Genomic DNA, 2,276 nt, shown 5'->3' with positions numbered 1-2,276 from the left:
GAGAGTTGGACAAGTTGATCAAGGTGAAGCCGACATGATCGAAGAAGCCATGACGGTGATCACGCACTGGCTGCACCGATATGCACTCTCTGGCAAAGCCGGTAAGGACATGCAGGAAAGCGCGCAAGCAGATGCTGACATGAACCTCTACACCGGAGAGGGTGACGGAACGCTGGAGGAGGAGTTGGCAGAACGCCCTGGTGCGGAACTGCTCTGTGTCGGGCGCAACGCCATCGCTGCTGATCCCGACGACAACGAGTCGATCTTTGCCATCGACGAGCGACACCTCGATGCCATGTCGGCTTCGCACCACATGCGAGGTTTCTTGTGCGTGCCGGGTGTTGCGTTCGTCTGGCTAGGTGTGACCGCTGCAATTGACTTCGCCATGATGATGGTTGAAAAGGTTATGGCGGGGAATACAAGGCTAGACATGCTCGCCGCCGGCAGCTTTGCCGTCGTTCTTTTCTCTGGAGGAGCTTGGCTCTTCTGGCGCTACTTTGTCAGCTTCGACTGGTTTCATTACCGAGCCAACCCCATCCGCTTCGACCGCGAGCGACGCATGGTGCATGTCTGGCGCAGCTCGCGCGTGGGCGGGCCATTCAGCGTACCGTGGGATGACAGCCTCTACCTGATGCGCGGCCAGCGAGACGGTGACAACGGCGAAGGCGCGCGCATCTTCCCCACCACCTTCCTGAGCGTGGACCCGGCCACCCGGCGCATCAAGCGCCGCTTCGTGGTCGGCAAAACCATCACCAACCAGGCCAAGTCAGATGCCTTCATCGCCTACATCCAGCGCTACATGGCCGAGGGGCCGCAGGCTGTGCCCACACCCAAGCGTTGGGCGAAGATGACGCCCTCGCTGGCTTATTCGTTCAATACCTACTTCAACATCACCGGGGCGCTGGAGTTGCAGCGCAAAGGCACGCTGGGATTGGGGCACCTGATCTTCATGGCGGTGCTGTCACCGCTGCTGGTGCTGCTGTCGCTGGCGCATTTCGTCGCCATCCTCACAGGGCGCGAGCCGAAGTGGCCGGTGGAGATGTCTTGACGCAACTGACCTGGCTGGATCATCCGCACACCCTGGCCACGGCCGCCGGGCCGCTGTCCAAGGCGCTGTCGGACGACAACACCAACCGCGTCGTCAAGACGCTGTTTGAAGGCGTGATCTGGACCCGCGCTGGTGCCATGTGGGCTCAACATGCGTTCACGACAAGCGATGGCCTGAGGGGCCTGGCACGGTTCTTCGAGTTCTCCACCTGGCGCATGGTGGACATGACCTTGAGCCTGGACGGCAGCAACCCGTTTGCCTTCAAACGCGACTTTGGCACACGCATGGCGGTGCCGGGCCAAGCGCCGGTGCTGGCGGCCACCTTGCCGCAGCCCAAGCCCGATGCGGTCAGCGGCTTGCGCTATGTGGTGGTTGCACCTGAGACCGTAGAGGCTGCGCAGAACACGATGCGCCAGTTCGGGCAGATGCGCGAGGTCAGCACCGCCTTGGCGGCAGATACCTTTGTCAACGTCAAGAAGGGCTTCAACCTGGACGGCAGGCTCAGCGCCATCAGCCTCGTCTTTGAGCTGATCAACTATCACAAGGCCGAGGGCGCATTGGCCAAGGCCGATCGCTTCAAGCAGCCTCAGGCCGAAGCCGCGCTGCGCGCGGCAGTGTTGGGCGGTGTCAATGCCGTTGCTGACATCCGCGCGGCATGGGTCAAGGGCGTGTATGGCGAGAACCTGCAGTGGGGCGTGACCAAGGGGCTCGGGGGGCTGTGCGGCGGCGTGGCTTCGTTCATTGGGGCGTATTGGGCTGGGGTCAACGCACGAGAGCGTTTTGATGAGGATCGAATCGGACTTTCTGTGTTGTACGCCGGAGCGTCTGCTGCAGGCTTCGTTTCAGGCACAGCCACCATCGCCAGCGGCAGCGCTTCATTCTTTCAGGCAAAAGGCTGGATGAAGCCGACTGTTGCAGTCCGCTCTCGCGCCCTTGCCGCACGGATTGGTATCCGTGCTGGCCTCATCGGTCTGGCTGTGGCGGCCTTGATTTGGGCGTTCGAGAAGAAGCCCATCGCTGAGTGGATGGCACGCACTTGCTGGGGAAAGAAGCCGAAAGACCAGCAATGGCGTGACTGGGATGAGGAGTCGCGAGAGTTGGACAAGTTGATCAAGGTGAAGCCGACATGATCGAAGAAGCCATGACGGTGATCACGCACTGGCTGCACCGATATGCACTCTCTGGCAAAGCCGGTAAGGACATGCAGGAAAGCGCGCAAGCAGATGCT

Annotated in this window: 2 protein-coding genes; both read left to right on the top strand. The window is 61.2% G+C overall.

All coding sequences use genetic code 11. The features are described from left to right. The coding region (locus ABG80_RS18370; protein WP_235513950.1) for a DUF6708 domain-containing protein at positions 1 to 1,048 on the top strand (1,048 nt) is incomplete at its 5' end. Positions 1,049 to 1,272: 224 nt separating this feature from the next. After that, positions 1,273 to 2,178: a hypothetical protein gene (locus ABG80_RS18365; protein ID WP_152987741.1), complete on the top strand. Its 906-nt coding sequence runs from the start codon at positions 1,273 to 1,275 to the stop codon at positions 2,176 to 2,178. The last annotated feature ends 98 nt before the right edge of the window (positions 2,179 to 2,276 follow it).

Origin of the sequence: Aquabacterium parvum (assembly GCF_001447195.1) — a bacterium.
GTDB classification, from domain to species: domain Bacteria; phylum Pseudomonadota; class Gammaproteobacteria; order Burkholderiales; family Burkholderiaceae_C; genus Aquabacterium; species Aquabacterium parvum.
This window is presented reverse-complemented; position numbering and strand designations above follow the sequence as displayed.

Bases quoted from the DNA above. Each gene is read 5' to 3' on its own strand.
- ABG80_RS18365 (WP_152987741.1), top strand. From the start codon at position 1,273: ATGACCTTGAGCCTGGACGGCAGCAACCCGTTTGCCTTCAAACGCGAC.